20 protein-coding genes are annotated in these 20652 nt (G+C 56.4%); 10 read left to right on the top strand and 10 right to left on the bottom strand.

The features are described from left to right. Window positions 1-293: 293 nt before the first annotated feature. A complete protein-coding gene (locus GYN01_RS15450) occupies window positions 294-926 on the bottom strand; it encodes a hypothetical protein (protein ID WP_048400710.1) in 633 nt (210 codons plus the stop codon). Window positions 927-1208: 282 nt separating this feature from the next. On the opposite strand from GYN01_RS15450, the gene hisB reads away from it, so the two are divergent. Genes hisB through hisF form a run of 5 tightly spaced genes read left to right on the top strand, consistent with a single transcriptional unit; the run spans window position 1209 to window position 4255 of the window. After that, entirely contained in the window at window positions 1209-1802 is a 594-nt protein-coding gene (gene hisB, locus GYN01_RS15445) for an imidazoleglycerol-phosphate dehydratase HisB (RefSeq protein WP_019411757.1), read from the top strand. After that, window positions 1802-2440: an imidazole glycerol phosphate synthase subunit HisH gene (gene hisH / locus GYN01_RS15440; protein ID WP_048400707.1), complete on the top strand. Its 639-nt coding sequence runs from the start codon at window positions 1802-1804 to the stop codon at window positions 2438-2440. Before hisB ends, hisH begins: the two co-directional genes overlap by 1 nt. Then, the gene (locus GYN01_RS15435) at window positions 2440-2697 is read left to right on the top strand and encodes a DUF2164 domain-containing protein (protein WP_048364627.1); all 258 of its coding nucleotides are present in this window, start codon (window positions 2440-2442) and stop codon (window positions 2695-2697) included. Before hisH ends, GYN01_RS15435 begins: the two co-directional genes overlap by 1 nt. Before the next feature lie 39 nt (window positions 2698-2736). Further along, window positions 2737-3474, top strand: a complete 738-nt coding sequence (gene hisA, locus GYN01_RS15430) for a 1-(5-phosphoribosyl)-5-[(5-phosphoribosylamino)methylideneamino]imidazole-4-carboxamide isomerase (RefSeq protein WP_048400706.1) — start codon at window positions 2737-2739, stop codon at window positions 3472-3474. A 10-nt stretch (window positions 3475-3484) separates the two neighbouring features. After that, window positions 3485-4255, top strand: coding sequence for an imidazole glycerol phosphate synthase subunit HisF (gene hisF, locus GYN01_RS15425; protein ID WP_048400703.1), 771 nt, complete (start codon window positions 3485-3487; stop codon window positions 4253-4255). A 143-nt stretch (window positions 4256-4398) separates the two neighbouring features. Here hisF and GYN01_RS15420 read toward each other — a convergent pair whose 3' ends face one another. Next, entirely contained in the window at window positions 4399-7605 is a 3207-nt protein-coding gene (locus GYN01_RS15420; RefSeq protein WP_203307401.1) for a hypothetical protein, read from the bottom strand. Window positions 7606-8604: 999 nt separating this feature from the next. Between GYN01_RS15420 and GYN01_RS15415 the strand changes: the two genes are divergently transcribed. After that, window positions 8605-9360, top strand: coding sequence for a substrate-binding periplasmic protein (locus GYN01_RS15415; protein WP_048364623.1), 756 nt, complete (start codon window positions 8605-8607; stop codon window positions 9358-9360). An 88-nt stretch (window positions 9361-9448) separates the two neighbouring features. Here the strand turns inward: GYN01_RS15415 and GYN01_RS15410 are convergent, their stop codons facing one another. The 4 genes from GYN01_RS15410 to gpmI form a co-directional block, all read right to left on the bottom strand. Then, entirely contained in the window at window positions 9449-10237 is a 789-nt protein-coding gene (locus GYN01_RS15410) for a divergent polysaccharide deacetylase family protein (protein ID WP_203307400.1), read from the bottom strand. 1 nt (window position 10238) lies between these two features. Then, window positions 10239-11552: a S41 family peptidase gene (locus GYN01_RS15405; protein ID WP_048364621.1), complete on the bottom strand. Its 1314-nt coding sequence runs from the start codon at window positions 11550-11552 to the stop codon at window positions 10239-10241. Between the two features lie 35 nt (window positions 11553-11587). Continuing rightward, the gene (locus GYN01_RS15400) at window positions 11588-12874 is read right to left on the bottom strand and encodes a murein hydrolase activator EnvC family protein (RefSeq protein WP_048364620.1); all 1287 of its coding nucleotides are present in this window, start codon (window positions 12872-12874) and stop codon (window positions 11588-11590) included. A gap of 196 nt (window positions 12875-13070) precedes the next feature. After that, entirely contained in the window at window positions 13071-14603 is a 1533-nt protein-coding gene (gpmI, locus tag GYN01_RS15395; RefSeq protein ID WP_048400696.1) for a 2,3-bisphosphoglycerate-independent phosphoglycerate mutase, read from the bottom strand. Window positions 14604-14752: 149 nt separating this feature from the next. Between gpmI and GYN01_RS15390 the strand changes: the two genes are divergently transcribed. The 3 genes from GYN01_RS15390 to secB are packed head-to-tail and all read left to right on the top strand — an operon-like array spanning window position 14753 to window position 15947. Next, a complete protein-coding gene (locus GYN01_RS15390; RefSeq protein WP_048364618.1) occupies window positions 14753-15166 on the top strand; it encodes a rhodanese-like domain-containing protein in 414 nt (137 codons plus the stop codon). A gap of 2 nt (window positions 15167-15168) precedes the next feature. Continuing rightward, a complete protein-coding gene (gene grxC / locus GYN01_RS15385) occupies window positions 15169-15423 on the top strand; it encodes a glutaredoxin 3 (protein ID WP_048364617.1) in 255 nt (84 codons plus the stop codon). Window positions 15424-15464: 41 nt separating this feature from the next. Next, window positions 15465-15947: a protein-export chaperone SecB gene (gene secB, locus GYN01_RS15380; RefSeq protein ID WP_048364616.1), complete on the top strand. Its 483-nt coding sequence runs from the start codon at window positions 15465-15467 to the stop codon at window positions 15945-15947. A gap of 65 nt (window positions 15948-16012) precedes the next feature. Here the strand turns inward: secB and trmL are convergent, their stop codons facing one another. Continuing rightward, a complete protein-coding gene (trmL, locus tag GYN01_RS15375) occupies window positions 16013-16468 on the bottom strand; it encodes a tRNA (uridine(34)/cytosine(34)/5-carboxymethylaminomethyluridine(34)-2'-O)-methyltransferase TrmL (RefSeq protein ID WP_048364615.1) in 456 nt (151 codons plus the stop codon). Here trmL and GYN01_RS15370 point away from each other — a divergent pair. After that, entirely contained in the window at window positions 16467-16904 is a 438-nt protein-coding gene (locus tag GYN01_RS15370; RefSeq protein ID WP_203307399.1) for a hypothetical protein, read from the top strand. The two genes, trmL and GYN01_RS15370, sit on opposite strands and share 2 nt — an antisense overlap. A gap of 369 nt (window positions 16905-17273) precedes the next feature. Here GYN01_RS15370 and ntrC read toward each other — a convergent pair whose 3' ends face one another. From ntrC to GYN01_RS15355, 3 genes are all read right to left on the bottom strand, one after another. Then, window positions 17274-18707 (bottom strand): nitrogen regulation protein NR(I), encoded by a 1434-nt coding sequence (gene ntrC / locus GYN01_RS15365; RefSeq protein ID WP_048400692.1) that lies wholly within the window; start codon window positions 18705-18707, stop codon window positions 17274-17276. After that, window positions 18704-19789 (bottom strand): nitrogen regulation protein NR(II), encoded by a 1086-nt coding sequence (gene glnL / locus GYN01_RS15360; protein ID WP_048400690.1) that lies wholly within the window; start codon window positions 19787-19789, stop codon window positions 18704-18706. Before glnL ends, ntrC begins: the two co-directional genes overlap by 4 nt. A 398-nt stretch (window positions 19790-20187) precedes the next feature. Beyond that, window positions 20188-20610 (bottom strand): cupin domain-containing protein, encoded by a 423-nt coding sequence (locus GYN01_RS15355; protein ID WP_048400688.1) that lies wholly within the window; start codon window positions 20608-20610, stop codon window positions 20188-20190. Window positions 20611-20652: the final 42 nt, after the last annotated feature.

Genomic DNA, 20652 nt, shown 5'->3' with positions numbered 1-20652 from the left:
TCTGTAATGGCCACCTTATTAGTCCCGTGTTTCTGTGCAATGACGTGTTGGGTAGAGGGCGTGCATAGTTGTATTAAAGCGGGGCATGGGTATTAAAAGAGACGCTAAATACCTAGCGCCGATCAACTAAGTTAAAACGCTCTCTTGTAGGCGCGCGCGTGGTCGCAGATGTTTAACCCGAACGCGCCTATAGAACGTTTGACTGATCGGCTGGTGTTAGGTTGGGCTTCTCCTGAGCAAGGCAGCCGGTTGTTTGTTATTGACTGCCTGGAACGTGTTGGCTATACCAGTTTTTATAGATCTTGATCATCCCACTTCCAGCTTTTTAACTTGTCAGCGACTGCTTGGGTGACGGCTTGGTCAATTGCGTTTTGCCTGTTACTGGCGTTAGAGATATAGTTGTACCGATCAATGATAGCTTGATAAGGCTTTACCTTGGCCTTAAGTGCATTTTCAGAAGCGCTAACGGCGCGTTGCAACGATGTATATTCCGGTTGAAGCGCTGCGTCGCTAAGTTCATAATGAGATCCGCCGTAATCATCCTTTACACGCGAGAATTTATCCGAGTTTTCTTTTTCAAAATCTTCACGTGCTGTATTTGCCGTGTCCACCGCACTTTCTTCAGCTGCAAAGTTATGCTTGATCGCGTCATACGCCTCTGTTGCGGAGCGAGTGATTTCCTGTTCTATCTCTATTAATGCTTTGCTGGGCAGTATGGTGTCCGTGTCTTTAATTTCATCACTTTCGAAGGTGTCGTTTTCCAGATAGATTCTTCCTTCGTGAAATTTTTTCTCCATTTCAAAGTCGCTTTTGAAAATGCGAAATCGGATAAATTCCCCTTTTTTAAAAGTCTGGCCTTGGCGACGGCATTCAAATGTTTCACCTTCGGTGAAAAGAATAAGACTATCAATTCTGTCAATGCTCATGTCACGTTCCTCCTTGGATAGAGATTTTGAAATTATGCGCACTCTTATCGCTTGGCAACTGTCATAAGTGACAGGGGCGGACATCAGCGGCTCGTTCTCAGTGAAGCCTGTTTTTTGCCTGCGGGCACGGTGAATGGGTTTACGACGGCTTTGCCACCGGACGCCGCCTGCGGCAGCCGCTGCCCGTCAGCGCGCATTCCGTCAGTCATATCGTGTTTCTGTTTGTCAGACCCGTGCCTATAATGGCCACCTTTTTCGCCCAATGATTTTGCGGAGCTGGTGATGGCCGAACGTAAGGCGTCAGTCGAGCGCGATACTCTGGAAACCCAGATCAAAGCCTCGATCAACTTGGATGGTACCGGTAAGGCCCGATTCGATATCGGTGTGCCTTTTCTTGAGCATATGCTCGACCAGATCGCCCGACATGGGCTGATCGACCTGGACATCGAGTGCAAAGGCGACCTGCATATCGACGATCACCATACCGTCGAGGACGTGGGTATTACCCTCGGTAAAGCCTTCAACCAGGCCGTTGGCGACAAAAAAGGCATGACCCGTTACGGGCACGCTTATGTGCCGCTGGATGAGGCGCTGTCGCGTGTGGTCATCGACTTCTCCGGCCGTCCAGGCCTGCAAATGCATATCCCGTATACCCGTGCCACCGTTGGCGGTTTCGACGTTGACCTGTTTCAGGAGTTCTTTCAGGGCTTCGTGAACCACGCCAACGTGACGCTGCACATCGACAACCTGCGCGGCACCAATACCCACCACCAGATCGAAACCGTGTTCAAGGCTTTCGGCCGTGCGCTGCGCATGGCGATTACGCTCGATGAGCGCATGGCCGGGCAAATGCCTTCCACTAAGGGCGTGCTCTGATGCAGACCGTGGCGGTAATCGATTACGGCATGGGCAATCTGCACTCGGTGGCCAAGGCGCTGGAGCACGTGGGCGCCGGTCGGGTGCTGATTACCAGCGATGCCAACGTGATTCGTGAAGCTGACCGCGTGGTGTTTCCCGGTGTGGGTGCAATTCGCGACTGCATGGCGGAGATCCGTCGTCTGGGCTTCGATTCGCTGGTGCGTGAAGTCAGTCAGGACCGCCCGTTTCTCGGCATCTGCGTGGGCATGCAAGCCTTGCTCGACAGCAGTGAAGAAAACGGCGGCGTGGACTGCATCGGTCTGTTCCCGGGGCAAGTGAAGTTCTTCGGCAAGGCCCTGCACGAAGACGGCGAGCACCTCAAGGTGCCGCACATGGGCTGGAACGAAGTGCAACAGAAGGTCGATCACCCTCTGTGGCACAGCATCCCGGACTTGGCGCGTTTCTACTTTGTACACAGCTACTACATTGCGGCGGGCAATCCTCGCCAAGTGGTCGGTGGCGGGCATTACGGCGTCGACTTTGCGGCGGCGCTGGCCGAAGGTTCGCGCTTCGCGGTGCAATTCCACCCCGAAAAGAGCCATACCCACGGCTTGCAGTTGCTGGAAAACTTCGTGGCCTGGGACGGTCGCTGGTAATGGCGCCTCGCAAAAAGCCGCCGATTCTTACGCTCACCCCCGAGCAAGAGAACGAAGCCAACAGCAAGATCAAACGCTTTATGGAAGACCGTTTCGAACTGGACCTGGGTTCGTTCGAAGCGGCTGAAATCCTTGAGCTGTTCACGCGTGAAATCGCGCCGCATTACTACAATCGCGCGATTTTCGATGTGCAGGCGCACCTCAAAGAGAGGTTCGAGAGCATCGAAAGCGACGTGTGGGCGCTCGAAAAGAATTGATTTCCGAGTCACTGACTCCCGAATTTAAAGGTTTGCCAGATGCTGATTATCCCCGCTATCGATCTTAAAGACGGTGCCTGTGTACGTCTGCGCCAGGGCCGCATGGAAGATTCCACGGTGTTCTCCGATGACCCGGTGAGCATGGCCGCCAAATGGGTAGAAGGCGGTTGCCGCCGCTTGCACCTGGTCGACCTGAACGGTGCATTTGAAGGCCAGCCGGTCAATGGCGAAGTGGTCACGGCGATTGCCAAGCTGTACCCGAAGTTGCCGATCCAGATCGGCGGCGGGATTCGCTCGCTCCAAACCATCGAACACTACGTCAAAGCGGGCGTGAGCTACGTCATCCTGGGCACCCAAGCGGTGAAGAACCCTGAGTTCGTGGCAGAGGCGTGCCGTGCCTTCCCCGGCAAAATCATCGTGGGTATGGATGCCAAAGACGGTTTCGTGGCTACCGATGGCTGGGCAGAAGTCAGCACCGTGCAAGTGATCGACTTGGCCAAGCGTTTTGAAGCGGACGGCGTGTCGGCCATCGTTTATACCGACATCGCCAAAGACGGCATGATGCAGGGCTGTAACGTGAGCTACACCGCAGCACTGGCGGCAGCGACCACCATCCCTGTGATCGCCTCGGGGGGCATTCATAACCTGGGCGATATCAAGGCCCTGATGGACGCCAAGGCACCCGGTATCGTAGGTGCCATCACCGGCCGTGCAATCTATGAAGGCACGTTGGATGTGGCCCAGGCCCAAGCCTTCTGCGACAGCTACAAGGCCTGAGGAGAACGTCATGGCGTTAGCCAAACGCATCATCCCTTGCCTGGACGTGGATAACGGCCGGGTGGTGAAGGGCGTCAAGTTCGAAAATATTCGCGATGCGGGCGACCCGGTCGAAATTGCCCGTCGCTACGACGAGCAAGGCGCTGACGAGATTACCTTTCTCGACATCACCGCCAGCGTCGATGGTCGCGACACCACGCTGCACACGGTGGAACGCATGGCCAGCCAGGTGTTTATCCCGCTGACCGTAGGCGGCGGCGTACGCTGTATTCAGGACATTCGCAACCTGCTCAATGCGGGTGCGGACAAAGTCTCGATCAATACCGCAGCGGTGTTTAACCCGGAATTCGTGGGCGAAGCGGCGCAGCATTTTGGTTCGCAGTGCATTGTGGTCGCCATTGATGCGAAAAAAGTCTCCCAACCGGGCGAAACCCCGCGCTGGGAAATCTTCACCCACGGCGGACGCAAGCCTACCGGCCTAGACGCGGTCGAGTGGGCGATGAAGATGGAAGGTTTGGGCGCCGGTGAGATCCTGCTGACCAGCATGGACCAGGACGGCATGAAAAACGGCTTCGACCTGGGCGTCACCCGTGCCATCAGCGATGCACTGGGTATCCCGGTGATTGCTTCGGGCGGCGTCGGCAACTTGCAGCATTTGGCTGACGGCATCCTTGAAGGTCACGCCAGTGCAGTATTGGCGGCGAGTATTTTCCACTTTGGCGAATACACCGTGCCTGAGGCCAAAGCGTACATGGCTGAACGCGGGATCGTGGTGCGTTAGGCCGACTGTTGCAACTGTCAGCGTCCTTTGTTCTGGCGCTGACAGTGCTGCGCTGAGGGGTATAACAATCAACGGTAAGCGATGTAGAGCCTCGTGGGTGCTCGACAGCGCTTACAGAGAAATTCGTGCGTAGTTTGAGGGGCTTAGTCTATGAAGTCATACACAGGCTTGAGCATCTCCTTGGTAAATACCCCTTTACCCGTATCCTCTATCAGCTTGAATGTTCCATCGGGGTAAATACTGACGCCCAGTGAGCTGGCCACGGTGACGGAAACACCTTCTCGATCTTTTAACAAGCTCATCAGCGGCCGTTGGTTATTCGTCGTTTGCCCAATGATAATCCCCATTCCGACAGTGGAATGAGAGTCTATGCCGGCCACCAGAATGACTTTTCCTCCACGGTTCAAAGAGCCGTCTAATGAACTCAGCAGTTTTGATGCATCTTCACCTATTAATCCGTGCTCCACGTTGCTACCGCTCAAGTGCATCAGTGTTCTTGTGCGATAAACTTTGCCATCCCAGTCCGTCAGCACCGCGATGGCCGAGCAATCGGTCAGACTGCGAGTCGTCAGTATTGATTCGTTGCCCTGGTTAAGGGTCTGCGAGTTCCCCATGAAAATATCAACTGGCTGTGATGTGTGTGCCGGGAGGGCAGGCTTTACAGGTGCCGGCACAGGCAGTTTTTGTGCGTTCGTTTGCAATGTGCTGAACGTATTGTCGGGCTGGAAGTTTTTCAGAGGTGGCCCAAAGAGGTTTTCGGTTTTTGGGTCGTAGGCATATAAGACGCCTGAGTCATCGCGTTTTGCGATCACTTTTAGGGGGTCGGCATTGTTTGTAGTTTTAATGCTTCCCTCGATAACGTCGGTTCTTTTAATCGGCGAAAGAAGGTCCGCACTATTGGCTCCACGACGAAGGAATTGGAAACCTTGATTGGCCAGGGATGCTCCCGTATTCACCAGCTTTACGGTGCCGGAAAATAGCGCTCTCCCGCCAGAAAATGGGTTGGCTCCGCTGGCCACCGCCCGGCTCAGGATATTCGCCCCTTTTTGAATTTTGCTGGCGAAGCTGCCAGCCTGGCCTGCCACTTTGGCTATTCCGCCAGCGGCTTTGGCGCCCACGAATAAAAATCCAAAAATGTCCAGCACCAGACTCTCAACCCCGTCCCGAGTATGACCTTTTGAAAAACTGTGAATGGCCGATGCGAAGGGGACGATGATGCGTGTGAAGTTCTGGATTTTTTCAAAGTCAGTGACTTCGGTGTCCAAGGTAGTGAGGCCTTGGGTTTGTTCGAATAAATTCCGGCTGTCATTCGGGAAGAACTTATTCGCCATGAGCTGGGCAATGTATTGCGTTCGGCTGCTGTTGAACGATTGGAGCGGCTCGTCGGTTTTTCGGGTGGATTCACGCTGGCGGCGTTCTGCGTCGCTTTTGGCGTGAACTTCATTTATCTCCTTATTTGAGTACGTCGTATAGTTTGAAAAGCTGTTGTTGTCCTTAGGGGGCAGTTTTGTCCACTCACCCTGTAACCCCGGCTTAAAGTGTGTGATGGGGCGAATAAAACCTTGTGGGGGGTTGATTTCGTAGTGGTAGGTTTTGCCGTCGTACCGGGTTTCTATCATTAATCCAAGGTGGTTTTCGTCAAGGCTCCGTTGAACGCCGTATCGCCCAGGTGTTGTATCACCAAAACCGTTTAGTCCGAGGTTACTGATCGAACTGGTGGCATTGTGTTGTTCATATACTTTAATGGCCCCAAACTCCAGACGCTCACGGTCTTTCAGCGGAAGTTGGGATATAAGGTGTCGAACGGCGGTGGAGGTGGCGTTTTTTTTACCCTCGTAATAGTGGGAGAAGGATTTTTTGAAAGCCTCTTGAATATCAGGAATTTCATGGCGACTCCGGGCAATCGTGTCGACAGGGATTGTGGTGTCGAATGATCGAAAAATGCCACGGGAAAGTTCACCTGAAAGAACAAGATCAATGACCGAGTAAGGACCTTTAAGGTGGTTCCAGTTTTCAATGGGTATGATGCATTTTTTCTTGAAATCAATACCCTCTCCAAACTTTTCTTTTAGTATCTTAACGGCCATGTCTTCCCGTGTAAGCAACTCAGTGTCTTTCGCCGAAGACGCTTTTTCTAAGGCAATGAATCGCTCTTTGGCTTTTCCTCGTACGTGCTCAACCTGTGCAGCGGTGTAGCGGTTGTTGTCGTTTTTCTTGAGGATGCCCTCGTTGATCGCCCAATACATCATGGCCTGTAGAGAGGCCTGTTGTTCGACCTGTTTTTCGGCCGCTGTAATGGGCGAGATGTTGGCGTATTGCATGATTTTTCCGTAATTCATGCTCAACGCCTGGCCAGGCGCTTGCGCCTCTATTCGGGCGACGGCAGCCTTCAGGCTGATCCAGCTTGGTGAGCCGTAGGTCACGCTTTCCGGAACCTCTTTTACCAGCAGTTCCGGCGCATGACGGGCTAATAACGCATAGGCTCTGACAGGCGCAAAGTCAGCAGCGGGCGTTTCAGGATTCGCCAAGTGTTCAGTGAGTGCCTTGACCACCTCGCGCAGAGGTTTACCCCCGAGGTCGAGGCTTGAAAGATCAAAGCCTGCGACCTTGTTGGTGCTGTTGTCCGGGTCGAGGATGCTCTTTGCTTCGATACCGATGGCAATGGCTGTCATGGCCCAATCGTTAATGCTGGTCGCTGAGGGTGCGCCTTTGAATTGGGTTTGAAGGGCTTTACCCAATGCATAGGCTTCAGGGGTGTTGAGGAGGTTAGTCAGAAATGCACGTGGGTCGCTCAACTCTTCGGGCGACCATTGCCGTGACTGTGTCAGATAACCCAGTGCATCTTTGCTGCGGCGCAGATATTCAAACTCGTCGAGCGCTATGGCGTTGTTTCTCACCGATGCCAGGATGTTTTTTTTCATCTCTTGGCTCAAAGGTGGCGCAGACCAGGACAGTCCCCCACCGAAGTTACCGTAGGGTGCAGATTGAAGCGGGGGCCGGGATAAGGCGTTTGCGAGGTTTTGAATATCCGCGAGGTTTTGAGGCAGGATCCAGTCGTTGGCGAGAATACATTGCTCCAGGCTAATTTGTTTTCCAGCCATTGGCTCGCCATTGAGTTGCAGGGGAGAGTCGGTGGGCAGGGTAATCCGCCTATCTCGCAGGCTGTCGCTCGTTGAGGTGACTCTTTTCCAGTAAGCCGGGCTTTTAGAAAGTTCGGCAACGTTATTTGTTGCTTTTGCTTGGGCATAGGCATTTGTTTTTTGGATGACGTGTTTATATGCCTGTACGAGTGCGTTTTTAATTGCGATTTTAGTTGCGTCTGGAGCGTGGTACTCCTCATGCGTGGCCACAGACGCCCATTTTGATATGTTTCTCGACCCAGAGGTGGCTCCATTCTGAGTCCGTTGCCTGGAGGGGGAGGAGGGTGATGAAGAGGGTAATTCTCGATCTGTCTCAGGGTTCGGACTCCGCCGGACTCGGGGAGGGGGCAAGGGTTGAGAGGCGGAAGGGGGTGCCTGGTGTGTTGCGTTGGACTGGGGCTCAGCGTCTGCATTATTGGCGGTGTTGAGTGTGGGACTCAGGGCTTTTTCGACTTTTTTTTCAGGCGATGGTGTTGGGTAAGGATGATGGGAAGCAGGGGGTGTGAGTGACGTGATCATTGAGGAACTCCGGTCTCATATTTGTGTGAATTTCACAGTTGAGTGGCGAAGTTATGGGTGGTTGTTCCGTAGTAAGAACCCCTGCTCTATGTCCGCCCATGAGTTTACAAATGTTGGTGTGCCGAACTGTCTTCAGTAGAGCTGCCCTTATTGCTATAGCTTTGACTGGCTGCGGCCTATAGCCCATCCAACGAGTTCTTAGGGAGTGGCCTATCACTTAAGAATGGTCTGAAGTGCTCTCCGCTTTATGATGCCCTCGCTGCCTGAAACTCGCTCAATCAAGTGGGGTCGAGTCATCACACTTTTTTTGCGCTTAATTCATGATTGTTTTCAATCATCGCGCCTTTTCAGAATGATCGACTTGTGCTGAAAAATGTACAGGGCGTCTACCAGTGTAAGGGGACTCAGAGGCATGGGCCGTGGTGTATGAACAGGGCGTACTTAACGTCAGCAATAAAAAGGGGGTGGACGTTAATAAACATCAGGTTGACCTGCGAGTAAGTCATTGTTTCTTTCCTTCAAAATCACTCGCGGCATTAAATCAGGTCAATGCGACGCGTTGAGTGAGTTAAATAGGGTTAGCGACGGATGCACGCTGGCAGTGCGTAAAAAGGACTGAGTCCAAAGGCGACTGGACAGCATGGCGTGCTCGCGGCACTCTTGGGCACGCCATGGATTTAGGTTGCCCGTATGTTCAAACGTCTTTTGCCAGTCTTCGCCAGCCTTTCACTGCTGTTGGCGAATGCGGCCTCAGCCGCCGAAAGCTCGGCTTATTCGATGGTCTTGCTGACAGAGAATTTTCCGCCCTACAACATGGCGAAAAATGGCAAAAACTTTGCGCAAAACGAAAACATCGAAGGCATCGCCGTCGATGTACTGCGCGAAACCTTCAAACGGGCCGGTATTTCCTACAGCATGACCTTGCGCTTTCCATGGGAGCGCATTTATCGCCTCGCCCTTGAAAACCCCGGCTACGGGGTATTTGTAACGGCGCGCGTGCCAGAGCGCGAAGCCCTGTTCAAATGGGTCGGCCCCATTGGGCCAGATGACTGGGTGCTGCTGGCACGCGGTGACAGCCCGATCACCGTCACGTCTCTGGAGCAAGCCAGCCAATACCGCATCGGCGCCTACAAAGGCGATGTCATTGCATTGTCACTGGAGCAAAAAGGGCTGAGCCCGGTGATCGTGTTGCGCGATCAGGACAACGCGAAAAAACTGCAAGCCGGGCAGATTGACCTCTGGGCCACAGGCGATCCGGCGGGGCGTTTTTTAGCGCGTCAGGTCGGAATTTCAGGGTTCAAGACGGTGCTGCGTTTCAATCAGGCTGAGTTGTATCTGGCGTTGAATAAAGAAGTGCCGGATGCCGTAGTGGCCAAGCTGCAAAAAGCGCTGAATGAGCTGCGCGCTGAAGGTGTGGTCGAAAAGATCGTTGCCAAGTACCTGTAACGCTCGAAAAAGCCGGTAGCGCAGCGATGGGTTTACGACCGGTTGCAGCTTGCGTGCCTTGGCAACGCCTACAGGGTATGTGCGGTACTTATGGCTGGCGATACACGCCATTTTCACCATGCCCGGCCATCGCTTTGTTGCTGCGCACGCCGATCATTTGCCGAATGTCGATCCAGTCAATGCCTTGGGCCTTGAGCTTGGGCAGTTCACGCTCAAGCACTGCCAGGGTTTGCGGGTAGGGGTGGCCAATCATGACCGCCGAGCCTTGTTTCCTGGCCAGTTTGATGGCGGTTTCAAGTTGTGTGGTGATGGCTTGCTCGGTGCGTACGTCGTCCAGAAACACATCCCGCGAGAGGCTGGCCAAACCAATTTTTTGTGCTTGGGCCGCCGCCACCGTTTGTGCGCTGGTACGGCTGTCGACGAAGAATTTGTGACGGCGCTGCAAGTCGCCCATCAGCCAGGCCATCGCTTGCGGCTGGGAGGTCATGCGGCTGCCCATGTGGTTGTTGATGCCACTGGTATACGGCACGGCCTTGAAGGCCGCATTGAGGCGTTTTTCGAGTTCTTCGACGGGTAAGTCGGGGTGCCAGGCAAACGGCCCCGTCGCCGGGTCCATAGGCATGTGCAGGATTACGATTTTGCCGGCTTTGTAAGCTTCACGGGCAAATTGGGCCGCGTGCGGGGTGTCGGGCATCACGGCAGCAGTGACCGGGCCGGGCAAGCCCAGCACACGACGGTCGCGTGGCAGGTTTTGCCCCAGGTCATCAATGATCAGGCTCAAATAAGCCTTGTGCGGGGCGGCTGGAGGGCTGGCCGGCGCCGCGTGGGCGGCACCGATCAGGCAGCAAAGCAGGCTGATGAGCAGCGAAAAACGCATCTCAATTGCCGCGCGTAATGCTCAGGCCCTTGAGCAGGCTCAGGGCCTGGCTCAACTGGAAGTCGTCATCCTGCGGCATTGGCTTGGCTTTAGGGCTGGAACCCGTTGGCTTGTCGACACCGCCATTGCCATTGCCCAAGTGACCTTGCAGGTCGGCCTCTTTGAAGTACTCGGTGTCTTGCTCGCGGGTGATTTTGGCGCGGCTGACTTCGATGTCCGGCACGATGCCCTGCGCCTGAATCGAGCGTCCGTTGGGCGTGAAGTACAGCGCGGTGGTGATTTTCAGGGCGCGGTCATTGTTCAGTGGCAGTACGGTTTGTACCGAACCCTTACCGAAACTGGTGGTGCCCATCACCACGCCGCGTTTTTGGTCTTGCAAGGCACCGGCGACAATTTCTGAAGCCGAGGCGCTGCCACCGTTGATCAACACCACCAGCGGCACGTTCTCGCTGAGGTCTTTACCGGTGGCCGAGAAACGCAATTCGGAATTGGCGATCCGGCCTTTGGTGTAAACGATCAGCCCTTTGGTGATGAAGTGGTCGACCACTTCAACGGCCGATTGCAGCACGCCGCCGGGGTTGTTGCGCAGGTCGAGGATGATGCCCTTGAGCTTCTTGTTACCGTTTTCGCGGCGCAACTTGGACAGGGCTGAGGCGACTTCTTCGCCGGTCTTGACCTGGAACTGGGTGATGCGGATATAACCGTAGCCGTCCTCGAGCAGCTGAGACTTAACGCTTTTGACCTGAATATTGGCGCGGGTCAAGGTCACATCAAACGGTGTGCCGCCATTGCGCACCAGCGTAAGCGTGATTTTTTGCCCGACTTTGCCACGCATTTTGTCCACGGCTTCGGTCATGGTCAGGCCGCGTGTGGGCTGGCCATTGATCTTGACGATAAAGTCGCCGGCCTGGATGCCGGCTTTGCTGGCAGGCGTGTCGTCGATAGGCGAGACAATCTTGATATTGCCGTCTTCGGTGCCGACTTCGATCCCCAGCCCGCCAAATTCGCCGCTGGTGCTTTCTTGCAGCTCGGCGAAGTCTTCAGGGCCCAGATACGCGGAGTGCGGGTCGAGGTTGCTGAGCATGCCTTTGATAGCGTTCTCCAGCAGGGTTTTGTCGTCGACCGGTTCAACATACGCCGCTTTGATTCGGTCCATGACCTCGGCGAAGGTGCGCAGCTCATCCAGTGGCAGCGGGGCCTTGGCGCTGGCTGCGGCGACTGGCTGGGCGGCTTGCCCGGCGGCCAGTGCCAAAGGCGCGGCAATCACCAGGGCGATCGTCAGGGCCAGCGAGTTGAGGCGGGACAAATGCGGCATGTTGAACGAACTCCTACGTATTAAAGGTGATGGGCTCATCCTTGAGCACGGCACCATTGTGCAGGGTCGCTGGGGCGGCCCTGCTGACGAATAGCAAAATACAGCGCCGCAGTGGCTTGGCCACCGCTGTTGCCCACGGTGGAAATCACTTCCCCGGCTTTAACAATGTCGCCGGCAGACTTGAGCAGTGTCTGGTTGTGGCCATACAAGCTCAGGTAGCCGTTGCCGTGGTCCAGAATCACCAGTTGGCCAGCGCCGCGCAGCCAGTCGGCAAACACTACGCGACCGCCGTGTACGGCGTGCACTTGGGTGCCTGCTCCCGCACTGATCATGACCCCGTCCCACTTGGTACGGGCATCATCGCCGCGGGTTTCACCAAAGCGTGCAAGCAGTCGACCATCAACTGGCCAAGGAAGTTTTCCCCGCGCCTGAGAAAAAGGCCCGCCGTATGAAACGCCGGCGCTTGAAACCAATGCGCCGGGTGTGGATTTGACGGGTTTACGCGGGGCGTCGGTCACAACCGATTCAGCCTCGCGTTGGCGTTTGCGCTCGGCTTCTTGTTGAGCGAGCAGGGCTTTTTGGCGCGCGGCTTCGGCTTCGCGAGCCTGGCGTGCCAGTGTCTCTTCAATGGTCTTGAGGACTTTAGCCAGATCGGCCTGATCCTGCTCGCGGGCCTGCAATTTTTGGTCGCGGTCTTTGACGTCGGTACTGAGCTTGGCCAGCACTTGCTGACGTTCAGCCTTCACTTTGTCGAGTTCGGCGCGCTGGCTGTCCAGGCTGCTTTTTTGCGTCAGCAACTGGGCCTGTTGCAGGTTGATATCCGCTTCAACGTTGGCCAGTTGGCGCAGGGTTTCATTGAACCCCTTGAGCTGCTCCAGGCGGGCCTGGCTCAGGTAGTCGTAATAGGTGAGGGTGCGGGCGAACTTTTCTGGGTTTTGTTGGTTGAGCAGCATTTTCAGGTATTCCTGACGACCGCCTTGATACGCGGCACGGGCCTGAATGGCGATCAGGCGTTGCTGTTCAACTTTTGCGCTGTTGAGTTTTTTTTTCTCACTATCAAGGCGCAGCAGCTCGCCTTCACTCTTTTTTAGTTCTTTTTGCAGTTCCTCCACCTGTTTTTCCAGCTTGCCGATTTCGGTCTCGGTGCCGCGCAGGTCTTTTTGCACGCTGGACTTTTCTGCCTGGAGTTTGCCGAGGAGCTTTTTCAGCTCGCCGATATCCTGGCGCGTGGCGTCGAGCTGTTGTTGGGTTTGCGCGCGCTCATCGGCAAAGGCCGGTTGCAGCAGGCACGTGAGAGTCAGGGCTATAAGGGCGCGGAGCATGGGGCGGGCGACACCTGGGGAATGGGACGGCCTAGTATGCCCGCCCTCGTTGAGTATGAGAAATCCGTGAGATGAAATAGTCGCTGGCGCAGGCTGCGAAGGGCAGCGCAGCCGCCCGTCTTCTCAAAACCCACGCAATGAGGTGGCGGGCGGGCAGCCTTTTTCGTCGCCTGTGGCAGCGATCACAAGGTTTACATTAGTCCACCAAAATAGAGGTGCCGGTCATTTCTGCTGGTTTTTCCATACCCAGCAGTTTGAGCATGGTGGGGGCCACGTCGGCCAGTACACCGCCGTCGCGAACCTTGAACTTGCGCTTGCCGACATAAATAAACGGCACCGGCTCGCAGGTGTGAGCGGTGTGCGCCTGGCCGGTGGACTCGTCTTCCATCTGTTCGACGTTGCCATGGTCGGCTGTGATCAGGGCTTCGCCGCCGACTTTTTCCAGCGCTTCAACGATACGGCCCACGCAGGCGTCCAGGCACTCAACCGCTTTGACCGCTGCATCAAACACGCCGCTGTGGCCGACCATGTCGCCGTTGGCGTAGTTGACCACGATTACGTCATACCGTTGATGTTCGATGGCATCGACAATTTTGTCGGTGACTTCGGGCGCGCTCATTTCTGGCTGCAAGTCGTAGGTGGCGACTTTAGGCGACGGGATCAGAATGCGTTCTTCGCCGGGGAACGGTTCTTCGCGCCCACCGGAAAAGAAGAAAGTGACGTGGGCGTATTTCTCGGTTTCGGCAATCCGCAGTTGGGTTTTACCGTTTTTGGCCAGGTAATCGCCCAGCACGTTTTCCAGGCTGCCCGGCGCAAACGCGCTGGGTGCCGGGATGCTGGCGGCGTATTGAGTCAGCATCACGAAACCGGCCAGTTTTGGCTGGCGCACACGTGGGAATGCTTTGAAGTCGTCCTCGACGAACACGCGGCTCAGCTCGCGGGCGCGGTCGGCGCGGAAGTTCATGAACACCACCGCGTCGCCGTCTTCGACCTTGACCGGCTCGCCCAGGGTGGTGGCTTTGACAAACTCGTCGCTTTCGCCACGGGCATAAGCGGCTTCAAGACCTTCTTGCGCGGTGGCGGCGTTGAACTCGCCTTTGCCGTCAACGATCAGGTTGTAGGCTTGCTCGACACGGTCCCAACGGTTGTCGCGGTCCATGGCGAAATAGCGACCGATCAGGCTGGCGATGCGGCCTTTGCCGAGGTCTTTGAAGGCTTCGTCCAATAGCTCTATAGAGGACGCGGCGCTTTTAGGCGGTGTGTCACGGCCATCGAGGAAGGCGTGCAGGTAGATTTTTTCGGCGCCACGTTTGTACGCCAGCTCGGCCATTGCCACGAGGTGGTCTTGATGGCTGTGAACGCCACCCTCAGACAGCAGGCCCAGAATATGCACGGCCTTGCCATTGGCGACGGCTTTGTCGACGGCGGCGCAAAGGGTCGGGTTTTCGAAAAACTCGCCGTCGCGGATCGACTTGGTAACACGGGTGAAGTCTTGATACACCACGCGGCCAGCGCCCAGGTTCATGTGGCCGACCTCGGAGTTGCCCATTTGCCCGTCCGGCAGGCCGACATCCATGCCCGAACCTGAGATCAGGCCATTGGGCATGCTTGCACAAAGGCGATCGAGCACCGGTTTCTTGGCTGAATAAACGGCGTTGTAGTCGTGGCTTTCACTGTGACCGAAGCCATCCAGGATGATCAGGACCAAAGGTTTAGGCGTGGTAGTCATAGATCCCACTCGTGGCTGGTTTAAAAAGGAGGTATGCAGAAGACGGGCAGTTTAAAGCGAAGTTCATGTGGCGTCACCGCCGGGCGGGGTTTGGCCGACCAAGGCGGCTGTGTATACTGGCCCACATTTTACGACCCTGGAACCTTCTGATGGTTGATCACCTGATTGCATTTGCCACTTCTCACTACCTGTTGGTGGGCGCGTTTGTCATCCTGCTGGCGTTGTTGATTGCCCACGAAATGAGCCGTGGCGGACGTAGCATCAGCACCGGCGAGTTGACCGGTCTGGTTAACCGCGACGAAGGTGTGGTGATTGATATTCGTCCGGCCAAGGATTTTGCCGCCGGCCACATCGTGGGTGCATTGAACATCCCGCAAGACAAGCTGATGGCGCGCATTGCCGAGCTGGACAAGCACAAGGGCAAAACCATCATTCTGGTCGATGCCCAGGGCCAGCATTCTGGCTCCCACGCCCGTGAATTGCTCAAGGCCGGCTACAACGCCGCCAAGCTGTCCGGTGGTATCGCCAGCTGGCGCGCCGATAACCTGCCTGTGGTGAAGTAACTATGTCCAAGGTCATCGTTTACTCCAGCGACTATTGCCCTTACTGCATGCGGGCCAAGGCCTTGCTTGAGAAGAAGGGCGTTGCCTTTGAAGAAATCAAAGTCGACGGCAAGCCTCAGGCGCGTGCCGAGATGGCCCAGAAAGCGGGTCGCACCTCGGTGCCGCAAATCTGGATCGGCGACCAGCATGTTGGTGGATGCGATGACCTGTTTGCTTTGGAGCGCGCCGGTAAATTGGATGCGCTGCTGAACGTCTGACTCTCATTCTCTATAAGCCCCAAGATCAACAAGGATCTGTGATGACTGACCAACAGAATACCGCTGCGACTGAAGACGATACTTCTCCACAATTCTCGTTGCAGCGTATCTATGTGCGTGACCTGTCGTTCGAAGCGCCGAAAAGCCCGGCAATCTTCCGTCAGCAGTGGGAGCCGACCGTGGCTCTGGACTTGAACACGCGTCAGAAGCCGCTCGAAGGTGATTTCCACGAAGTGGTCCTGACCTTGTCGGTCACGGTCAAGAATGCTGACGAAGTGGCGTTCATCGCTGAAGTGCAACAGGCTGGCATCTTCCTGATCAAAAACCTGGATGCGGGTTCGATGAACCACACGCTGGGCGCGTTCTGCCCCAACATCCTGTTCCCGTACGCACGCGAAACCCTGGACAGCCTGGTCACCCGTGGCTCGTTCCCGGCGCTGATGCTGTCCCCGGTGAACTTCGATGCCCTGTACGCGCAAGAGCTGCAACGCATGCAAGAAGAAGGCACGCCGACTGTTCAATAAACAGCCGCTGCTGGATTGAAAAAGCGCCGTAAGGCGCTTTTTTATTGGGCGTTGGAGCTGGGTGGTTACTTGAAGCCTAACTGGCGCCAGGCTTCGTACACGGCGACAGCCACAGTGTTGGACAGGTTCAGGCTGCGGCAGCCTTCGCGCATTGGCAAGCGCAGGCGGTGTTCGCCGTCCAGCGCATCCAGCACCTCGGGCGGCAAGCCACGACTCTCAGGGCCGAAGATAAAAGCATCACCTTCGGCAAACTGCGCGTCATGGAATGGCTTCGAACCTTTGGTGGTAAACGCAAACAAGCGCGGATGCCCCAGGTGTTCAAGGCAACTGGCTAGGTCGGCGTGACGCTTGAGTGGCGCATACTCGTGGTAATCGAGCCCGGCGCGGCGCAAGCGCTTGTCGTCGAGTTCAAAGCCGATGGGTTCAATCAAATGCAGGTGGCAGCCGCTGTTGGCGCACAGCCTGATAATGTTGCCGGTATTCGGCGGAATTTCTGGTTGAAAAAGGATGACGTGAAACATGCACGGCTCCGAACTTAAAGATGGCGAGGATTCTACTCCCGAAGAGGACCCGCGACCTAAACTCTGGCCGCGTGTTTTAGGTTCTTTGGCGATTGTGGGGTTTATGGTCGGGATGATGATCGGCCGGCTGACGACGCCTGAGCCTGTGCAGTTGCAGCAGGTTGAGGTCTTGCCGGGGGCGTTGGTGGTGTGGTTCAGCGATGAGCCCAAACTGCACGGTGAAATGGTCGATGGCACAGTCGGCTTGCTGTTCGATGCGCAGGGTAAGGCGCAGAACGGTCAGTTCAAGCTCAATGGCAAAGATGTGAATTGGCGGGTGCAGCGCACCGATGGGGGGTTGCTGCTGACGTTGGTGGCGGCCCGTGCTCTGCAAGGCGACTGGGCCGGAGCGCCACAGGATGGCCGCTGGCGGTTGCAGGTGAACCTGCGCGAGTAATAAAAGAGGGAATGCCGGCCTGCCTGTACCGGGTTCCCCAAAACGGCTGCGCGTTGATGCGCGGGGCATCAAGGCTGCGGGTGTAAAAGTGGGGAGTCCTGGCCTGCCTGTACCAAGGTCCCCTAAAGCGTTGTCAGGGTTATTGCAGGGCGCGTGCCAGTTTTAGATTTTTTGTCGAAAATGTCTTATGCAAATGCAAAGCCCCGGATTCCGGGGCTTTTTGTCTGTGGAGCAGGTTTGAGGGGCGGCTGCGGCTGGAACCCTTGAGCCAGAGCTGTGCGCGTTAATGGTGCAGCCGTGTTCAAAAACGCCCTCACCCCAGCCCTCTCCCGCAGGGAGAGGGCTGGGGTGAGGGGCTTTTGATCTGCCTTAAGCTTCGTCAGCATCCTCCTCGTCGCCGTCGATCTTCATGCCCAGTTCTTTGATCTTGCGGGTCAGGGTGTTGCGGCCCCAGCCCAGCAACACGGCGGCATCGCGACGGCGGCCCGCGGTGTGTTTGAGGGCAGTCTCGATCATGATGCGTTCAAATGTTGGCACCGCACTGTCCAGCAGGTTGGATTGACCACGGGCTAACGCTTGATCGGCCCACTGACGCAGTGCGTGTTCCCAGTTGGTCACGGGAGATGCGTCTTGCTGGAGGTTGAGCAATTCGGGCGGCAAATCGCTGATATGCACTTCGCGTCCGGATGCCATCACGGTGATCCAGCGGCAGGTGTTTTCGAGTTGGCGCACGTTGCCCGGCCACGGCAGGTTTTTCAGGTATTGCTCGGTCTCGGTCTTCAGCAGTTTTGGCTCCACCGACAGCTCTTGCGCCGCGCTGCTGAGAAAGTGGCGGGCCAGCGTCGGGATGTCTTCGCGTCGATCCGACAGGCGCGGTATATGGATGCGGATCACGTTCAGGCGGTGAAACAAGTCTTCACGAAACTTGCCTGCCTGCACCAGTGTTTCGAGATTCTGATGCGTGGCCGCAATGATGCGCACGTCGACCTTGACCGGAATGTGCCCGCCCACGCGATAGAACTCGCCATCAGCCAGAACCCGCAGCAGTCGGGTTTGTGTGTCGGCAGGCATGTCGCCGATTTCATCCAGAAACAAGGTCCCGCCGTCAGCCTGCTCAAAGCGCCCGCGGCGTAAGTTGGCAGCACCGGTAAACGCGCCTTTCTCGTGGCCGAACAGCTCGGACTCCATCAGGTCTTTAGGAATGGCCGCCATATTCAACGCAATAAACGGCGAGGCAGCACGCGGGCTGTGGCGATGCAGCGCATGGGCAACCAGCTCTTTACCGGTGCCCGACTCGCCGTTGATCAGTACGGTGATGTTGGAATGGCTCAAGCGGCCAATGGCGCGAAACACTTCTTGCATCGCGGGGGCTTCGCCAATGATCTCCGGGGTGCGTGCCAGCGTGGGCGCCACGGCTAAGCCTTGTTGCTCTTGGGCGTGCTGGTTGGCGCGCTTGACCAGCGACACGGCTTCATCAACGTCAAATGGCTTGGGCAGGTATTCAAATGCGCCGCCCTGATAGGACGCCACGGCGCTGTCCAGATCGGAGTGCGCCGTCATGATGATCACCGGCAAGCGCGGGTGCTGTTCGCGGATCTTGGCCAGCAAGTCCAGGCCGCTGGCACCGGGCATGCGGATGTCGGAAATGATCACGTCGGGTTGCTGGCGAGCCAGACGACTCATCACCCCATCGGCGCTGTCGAAGCTTTGTGTGGTCATGCCTTCCTGCTGCAAGGCTTTTTCCAGGACCCAGCGGATTGAACGGTCGTCGTCGACGATCCACACGGTTTCACTTCGGCTCATGTCGATGCGGCTCCTTGTTCCAGTGGCAGAAAGATCGAAAAGAGCGTGTGGCCAGGGTGGCTTTCACACTCGATCAACCCCTGGTGCTGACTGATGATGTTCTGGGTGATGGCCAGGCCCAGCCCGGTACCGTCGGGGCGGCCGCTGACCATAGGGAAGAAGAGGGTGTCTTGCAGCTCGGCCGGGATGCCCGGCCCGTTGTCGATGATTTCGATTTTGGTCACCAGGCGATGGCGGATGTGGCCAATGGTGAACTGACGCATGGCCCGCGTGCGCAGGCTGATGCGCCCCAGCCGCAGTTCGTTTTGGCCGCCAATGGCCTGCATCGCATTGCGCACGATATTGAGCACAGCCTGAATCATCTGTTCGCGGTCGATCAGCAGGTCGGGCAGGCTGGGATCGTAATCGCGCACCAGGGTGATGCCGCCCTGTGTCTCGGCTTCGACCAGATTGCACACGCGCTCCAGCACTTCATGCACGTTGGTCATGGCCAGCGAAGGCAATTTGTTGGATCCCAGCATGCGGTCCACCAGGTTACGCAGGCGGTCAGCCTCTTCGATGATGACGTTGGTGTAGTCGCGCAAGCCTTCGTCGGGCAGTTGACGGGCCAAGAGTTGGGCCGCGCCACGAATGCCGCCCAAGGGGTTCTTGATTTCGTGAGCCAGGCCGCGCACCAGCATTTTGCTGGTCTCTTGCTTGGACAGCTGGGCTTCTTCTTTAGTGATGCGCAGCAGGCGATCGCGGGGGTGTACTTCGAGCAGCAGCAAGGTCGTGCCGGCACTCAAGATCGGTGTCACGGCGTAATCCACGGTCAAGGTTTGCCCCGTGAGCGAGGTCAGCATGGCTTCACGCTTGGTGAAAGGGTGCGCTTGCTCAACGGCTTGACGTAATGAATGCAGGGCTTCAGTGGACTCGGTAAACAATTCGCTGATGAATTGCCCGTGGCTGCGTTGACCGCTGATGGCCAATAGCATCTCTGCCGCCGGGTTCATGTACTCAAGGCGCAAGTCGGCATTGAGCAACAGGGTTGCGGTGGTCAGATTGTCGAGTAGCAGTCGGTGCAAGGCATCACTGATGGTCATGGGCCGATCCCGGATTACGTGCGTGGGTTACACGCTGAGACAAGGAAAATGCAAAAACCAAACCAAGGCTCTGAAAAGAAGCGCTAATCGCCTGAAATAAGACGTTACAGCTCATCAACAGGGTGTAGATGCTCACGGAGTGAGTCGTTTTGAACCAAATTGGGCTGGCGAGGTGGGCGGTGATGTTTCTATTGCACCAATATAGTGCAAATCAAGTGAAAGGTTTCAGTCTCGGCTGCATGTTCATGGGGCAGAAGGTCGTTGGCTTGATGTTGATCACTGTATGGCCGGGGGCGGCTTGCCCATCCGTGACGGCAACGGCCACATCCCGCTGTCGGCCAGTCATGTGTTGTTCACGTTTTGACATCAGCAGGGGCGGATGGCCGCGGAGGGTGAGATCAGTCGGGTTTCGAGAGGGGTAAGCCGGGAGCGCCTGCATAGAAAACAATCAGTTCCACGGGGCTGTTACCGCTCGTACCACGGTGTGGAATATTCACCAGTTCGGGCAGTACTTCTCCGGGTTTAAGCCGGGTTTGATGGCCGCTGCGGGTTTCAACCATTAACTCGCCGCTGAGCACATACGCCACGTTGGGCATGGGGTGGGTATGCCACTTGAGCGTGGTGTTGGCGGGAATGGTTATTTTCAGGACCGTGAGTTCTGGGGTTGTACCGGGGTAGGTCTCATAGGCTGTGCCATCCCAGGAGTGGCTGGTTTTGAGCAGTTGTTCGGTCTGGACTTCCTGGGGGCCATGCGTACAGCCCAGCAGGCTCGTACAGAGGGTGGCGAAGAATAAGGGCTTGATAAGGCGTGCTGGCAGCATGGGCGAGTCCTGAGGTGATTAAACGCGTATGAGGCGCTCAAA

Source organism: Pseudomonas weihenstephanensis (assembly GCF_016812185.1).
GTDB classification, from domain to species: Bacteria; Pseudomonadota; Gammaproteobacteria; order Pseudomonadales; family Pseudomonadaceae; genus Aquipseudomonas; species Aquipseudomonas weihenstephanensis.
Note: the sequence above shows the minus strand (reverse complement) of the source record. Positions and strands in the feature narration are given on the sequence as shown.